Raw genomic sequence first — 5,785 nt, 5'->3', positions numbered from 1 at the left:
CCGCCGGCCTCGCCTCGCGCTGCGAGGTGCAGGTCGCCTACGCCATCGGCAAGGCCGAGCCGGTCGGACTGTTCGTCGAGACCTTCGGCACCGCCGAGGTCGACACCGACCGCATCGAGAAGGCGATCGACGAGGTCTTCGACCTCCGCCCGGCCGCCATCATCCGCGACCTCGACCTGCTCCGCCCGATCTACGCCCGGACGGCCGCCTACGGCCACTTCGGCCGCGAGCTGCCCGACTTCACCTGGGAGCGCACCGACCGCGTCGACGCCCTGCGCAAGGCCGCCGGGCTCACGGACGCCACGGCGACGGGGGGCCGCTGACATGCGCGTCGCCGTGACGGGTTCCATCGCCGAGGACCACCTGATGTCCTTCCCGAACAGGTTCGCCGACCAGCTCATCGCGGAACGGCTGGACCGGATCTCGCTGTCGCTGCTGACGGAGGAGCTGGAGATCCGCCACGGCGGGGTCGCCGCGAACATCGCCTTCGGGCTCGGCTCGCTCGGGCTGACGCCGCTGCTGGTCGGCGCGGCCGGCGCGGACTTCGCCGCGCAGGAGGTCTGGCTGAAGGAGCACGGGGTCGACACCGCGGGCGTGCGGATCAGCGACACCCTGCACACCGCGCGTTTCGTGTGCGCGACCGACACCGACCAGAACCAGATCGGCTTCTTCTACGCGGGCGCGATGGCGGAGGCCAGGGACATCGACCTGGCACAGCTGCTGGAGCGCACCGGCGGGGCCGATCTGGTGGTCGTCTCCCCCGACGACCCGGAGGCCATGGTCCGGCACGTCCGGGCGTGCGTGCGGCTCGGTCTGCCGTTCGTCGCCGACCCCTCGCAGCAACTCGCCCGGCTGGACCGGGCCCAGGCGCGGGCCCTGCTCGACCATCCGCGCTACCTGTTCACCAACGAGTACGAGGCGCTGCTCATCCAGGAGCGCACGGGCTGGACCGAGCAGCAGGTGCTGGGCCGGGTCGGTGCCTGGGTCACCACGCAGGGCGCCGGCGGTTCCCGGATCACCCGGGCGGGCCGCACGACCGCACACGTCCCGGCCGTCGGGGCGGGCGCGGCGGTGGACCCGACGGGCGCCGGGGACGCCTACCGCGCCGGTTTCCTCGCCGCCCTGTCCTGGGGCCTGGCCGACGAGGACGCCGCCCGGCTGGGCAGCGCCGTCGCGTCCGTCGTACTGGAGAGCAGCGGCACCCAGACGTACGCGCTCGACGGCGACGACCTCCTCGACCGGCTGGCCACCACCTACGGGGCCGGCGCGCTGAAACACCTCGTTCCGTGGCTGGGGGGCCGGTCATGACGGCGGCGGCCCGCGCTGCGGCGCTGCGCGCGGCCCTCACCTCACGGGTGGTGGTCGCCGACGGGGCGATGGGCACGATGCTCCAGGCGCAGGACCCCACGCTGGACGACTTCCAGCAGCTGGAGGGCTGCAACGAGGTGCTGAACGTGACCCGCCCGGACATCGTGCGCTCGGTGCACGAGGCGTACTTCGAGGTGGGCGTCGACTGCGTGGAGACCAACACGTTCGGGGCGAACCACTCGGCGCTCGGCGAGTACGACATCGCCGACCGGGTGCGCGAACTGTCGGAGGCGGGTGCCCGCATCGCCCGTGAGGCGGCGGACGCGTCCACCGCGTCGACCGGCCGGCAGCGCTGGGTCCTCGGTTCGATGGGGCCGGGGACGAAGCTGCCGACGCTGGGGCACGTGTCGTACGGCGTGCTGCGGGACTCCTACCAGCGCAACGCCGAGGGTCTCGTCGCGGGCGGTGCGGACGCGCTGGTCGTGGAGACCACCCAGGACCTGCTCCAGACGAAGGCCGCGGTGCTCGGCGCCCGCCGCGCGCGGGAGATCTCCGGCCTGGACCTGCCGCTGATCGTGTCGGTGACCGTCGAGACCACCGGCACCATGCTGCTGGGCTCGGAGATCGGTGCCGCGCTGACCGCGCTGGAGCCGCTGGGCATCGACATGATCGGCCTGAACTGCGCCACCGGGCCCGCGGAGATGACCGAGCACCTGCGCCATCTGGCCCGCCACTCCCGCGTCCCGCTGTCGTGCATGCCGAACGCCGGCCTGCCCGTCCTCGGCCGGGACGGCGCCCACTACCCGCTGTCCGCCGCCGAGTTGGCGGACGCGCAGGAGAACTTCGTCCGTGACTACGGCCTCTCGCTGGTGGGCGGCTGCTGCGGTACGACGCCGGAGCACCTGCGCGCGGTGGTCGAGCGGGTCCGTGGCACCGCCCTGGCGTCCCGTGACCCGCGTCCCGAGCCGGGCGCGGCGTCGCTGTATCAAGCGGTGTCGTTCCGTCAGGACACCGCTTATATGGCGATCGGGGAGCGGACGAACGCGAACGGGTCGAGGAAGTTCCGTGAGGCGATGCTGGCGGGTCGCTGGGACGACTGTGTGGAGATGGCGCGGGATCAGATCCGTGAGGGCGCGCACATGCTGGATCTGTGTGTGGACTACGTGGGCCGTGACGGTGTGGCGGACATGGAGGAGCTGGCGGGGCGGTTCGCGACGGCGTCGACGCTGCCGATCGTGCTGGACTCCACCGAGGTGGAGGTGTTGCGGGCGGGTCTGGAGAAGCTGGGCGGCCGGGCGGTCATCAACTCGGTCAACTACGAGGACGGTGACGGTCCGGAGTCGCGGTTTGCGAAGGTCACGGCGCTGGCGCGGGAGCACGGTGCGGCGTTGATCGCGCTGACCATCGACGAGGAGGGCCAGGCCCGCAGCGTCGAGACGAAGGTGGCGATCGCGGAGCGTCTGATCGCCGATCTGACGGGGAACTGGGGGGTGCACGAGGCGGACATCCTCATCGACTGTCTGACGTTCACCATCTGCACCGGTCAGGAGGAGTCCCGCAAGGACGGTGTCGCGACGATCGAGGCGATCCGGGAGCTGAAGCGCCGGCATCCGCGAGTGCAGACCACGCTGGGGCTGTCGAACATCTCCTTCGGGCTGAACCCGGCCGCCCGGGTCCTGCTGAACTCGGTGTTCTTGGACGAGTGTGTGAAGGCGGGTCTGGACTCGGCGATCGTGCACGCGTCGAAGATCCTGCCGATCGCCCGCTTCAGCCAGGAGCAGGTGGCCACCGCTTTGGATCTGATCCATGACCGGCGGGCGGAGGGCTATGACCCGCTGCAGAAGCTGATGCAGTTGTTCGAGGGTGCCACCTCGAAGTCGCTGCAGGCGGGCCGGGCGGAGGAGCTGGCGGCGCTGCCGCTGGGGGAGCGGTTGAAGCGGCGGATCATCGACGGGGAGAAGAACGGTCTGGAGGCCGACCTCGATCAGGCCCTGACGGAGCGGCCGGCGTTGGACATCGTCAACGACACGCTGCTGGACGGCATGAAGGTGGTCGGTGAGCTGTTCGGCTCGGGCCAGATGCAGTTGCCGTTCGTGCTGCAGTCGGCCGAGGTGATGAAGAGGGCCGTCGCGCATCTGGAGCCGCACATGGAGAAGTCGGACGCGGAGGGCAAGGGCACCATCGTGCTGGCCACCGTGCGCGGTGACGTCCATGACATCGGCAAGAACCTGGTCGACATCATCTTGTCGAACAACGGCTACACGGTGGTCAACCTCGGTATCAAGCAGCCCGTCTCGGCGATCCTGGAGGCCGCCGAGGAGCACCGCGCGGACGTGATCGGGATGTCGGGTCTGCTGGTGAAGTCCACGGTGATCATGAAGGAGAACCTGGAGGAGCTCAACCAGCGCAAGCTGGCCGCGGACTACCCGGTCATCCTCGGCGGCGCGGCCCTCACTCGCGCCTACGTCGAACAGGACCTCCACGAGATCTACGAAGGCGAGGTCCGCTACGCCCGCGACGCCTTCGAGGGCCTGCGCCTGATGGACGCCCTCATCGGCGTCAAGCGGGGGGTTCCGGGTGTCACGCTGCCCGAACTCAAGCAGCGGCGGACCAGGACGACTTCACGCGTGGTGACCGAGGAGCGGCGCGAGGAAGGCCATGTCCGCTCCGACGTGGCCACCGACAACCCGATCCCCCGACCCCCGTTCTGGGGCACCCGGGTGGTCAAGGGCATCCAGCTCAAGGAGTACGCGAGCTGGCTGGACGAGACCGCGCTCTTCCGCGGTCAGTGGGGCCTCACGAAGGACCTGATCGAGACCGAGGGCCGCCCGAGACTGCGCGGCTGGCTGGACCGGCTGCACACCGACGGCCTCCTCGAAGCGGCCGTCGTCCACGGTTACTTCCCCTGCGTGTCCAAGAACGACGACCTGATCATCCTGGACGAGCAGGGCAACGAACGGACCCGGTTCACCTTCCCCCGCCAGGCGTACGGCCGCCGGCTGTGCCTGGCCGACTTCTTCCGCCCGGAGGACTCGGGCGAGACCGATGTCGTGGGGCTCCAGGTCGTGACCGTCGGGTCGAGGATCGGGGACGCCACCGCGGAGCTGTTCGAGGCCGACGCCTACCGCGACTACCTCGAACTGCACGGCCTGTCCGTGCAGTTGGCCGAGGCACTCGCCGAGTACTGGCACGCCCGGGTGCGCGTCGAACTCGGCGTCGCGGGCGGCGATCCGGACTCCCTCGACGGCATGTTCCGGACCGCCTACCAGGGGTGCCGCTACTCCCTCGGCTACCCCGCCTGCCCGAACCTGGAGGACCGCGCCAAGATCGGCGAGCTGCTCGTGCCGGAACGCATCGGCGTCGTCCTCTCCGAGGAGTTCCAGCTGCACCCCGAGCAGTCCACCGACGCGATCGTGACCCACCATCCCGAGGCGAGCTACTTCAACGCGGGGAGCGAGCGATGACCACCGGCACCCTGCGAGAGGTCCTCGCCTCCGGCCGGCTCTCGTTCTCCTTCGAGTTCTTCCCGCCCAGAACGGACCGGGGCGAGCGGACGCTGTGGGAGGCCGTCCGGCGGATCGAACCGCTCTCCCCCACCTTCGTCTCGGTCACCTACGGCGCCGGCGGCTCGTCCCGCGACCGCACGGTGGACGTCACCCACCGCATCGCCCGGGAGACGACCCTGCGCCCGCTGGCGCACCTGACGGCGGTCGGCCACTCGGTGGCCGAGCTGCGGCACATCATCGGCCGCTACGCCGACGCCGGGGTGCGGGACGTGCTCGCCCTGCGGGGCGACCCGCCGGGCGACCCCAACGCCCCGTGGGTCCCGCACCCCGACGGCTTCCGCCACGCCCACGAACTCGTCACGCTGGTGCGGGAGTCGGGGGACTTCGGCGTCGGTGTGGCCGCGTTCCCCGAGATGCATCCGCGGTCGCCCGACTGGGACAGCGATGTACGGCACTTCGTCGCCAAGTGCCGGGCGGGCGCCGACTACGCCATCACGCAGATGTTCTTCCGGGTGGAGGACTACCTGCGGCTGCGCGACCGGGTCGCGGCGGCCGGCTGCGACACGCCCGTCATCCCGGAGATCATGCCCGCCACCGACGTCCGGCAGATCGCCCGCTTCGCCGAACTGAGCGGTGCCGCCTTCCCCGAACACCTCGCGCACCGGCTGGAGGCCGCCCGCGACCGGCCGGCCGACGGCCACCGCATCGGCGTCGAGCACGCCACCGCGATGGCCGAACGCCTGCTCGCCGAGGGCGCCCCCGGCCTGCACTACATCACCCTCAACCGCTCCACCGCCGCCCTCGACATCCACCGCGCCGTCCAGAACCTCGTCAGGAGTGTCCATGCCCCCGCAGCACAGCTCGGCTGAGTTCACCGACTTCAAGGTCGCCGATCTCTCCCTGGCCGAGTTCGGCCGTAAGGAGATCACGCTCGCCGAGCACGAGATGCCCGGTCTGATGTCGATCCGCCG

5 protein-coding genes are annotated in these 5,785 nt (G+C 70.9%); all 5 read left to right on the top strand.

Features of this window, described 5'->3' with window-relative positions; genetic code table 11:
* Positions 1-323, top strand: a 323-nt coding sequence (locus ABZT03_RS42675) for a methionine adenosyltransferase domain-containing protein (protein ID WP_356049513.1), incomplete at its 5' end; no start/stop codon positions are given.
* Position 324: 1 nt separating this feature from the next.
* Positions 325-1,308 carry a carbohydrate kinase family protein gene (locus ABZT03_RS42670; RefSeq protein WP_356049511.1) on the top strand — a complete coding sequence of 328 codons (984 nt, stop codon included), beginning with the start codon at positions 325-327 and terminating at the stop codon, positions 1,306-1,308.
* The gene (gene metH, locus ABZT03_RS42665) at positions 1,305-4,772 is read left to right on the top strand and encodes a methionine synthase (protein ID WP_356049509.1); all 3,468 of its coding nucleotides are present in this window, start codon (positions 1,305-1,307) and stop codon (positions 4,770-4,772) included. The genes ABZT03_RS42670 and metH overlap by 4 nt, the downstream gene beginning before the upstream one ends.
* Positions 4,769-5,683: a methylenetetrahydrofolate reductase [NAD(P)H] gene (gene metF / locus ABZT03_RS42660; protein ID WP_356049507.1), complete on the top strand. Its 915-nt coding sequence runs from the start codon at positions 4,769-4,771 to the stop codon at positions 5,681-5,683. The genes metH and metF overlap by 4 nt, the downstream gene beginning before the upstream one ends.
* Positions 5,658-5,785: adenosylhomocysteinase (locus ABZT03_RS42655; RefSeq protein ID WP_356049515.1), on the top strand; the 128-nt coding region annotated here is incomplete at its 3' end. The genes metF and ABZT03_RS42655, both read left to right, overlap by 26 nt.

The organism is Streptomyces sp. NPDC005574, from assembly GCF_040605435.1.
GTDB lineage: Bacteria > Actinomycetota > Actinomycetes > Streptomycetales > Streptomycetaceae > Streptomyces.
Note: the sequence above shows the minus strand (reverse complement) of the source record. Positions and strands in the feature narration are given on the sequence as shown.

Bases quoted from the DNA above. Each gene is read 5' to 3' on its own strand.
- metF (WP_356049507.1), top strand. From the start codon at position 4,769: ATGACCACCGGCACCCTGCGAGAGGTCCTCGCCTCCGGCCGGCTCTCG.
- ABZT03_RS42670 (WP_356049511.1), top strand. From the start codon at position 325: ATGCGCGTCGCCGTGACGGGTTCCATCGCCGAGGACCACCTGATGTCC.
- metH (WP_356049509.1), top strand. From the start codon at position 1,305: ATGACGGCGGCGGCCCGCGCTGCGGCGCTGCGCGCGGCCCTCACCTCA.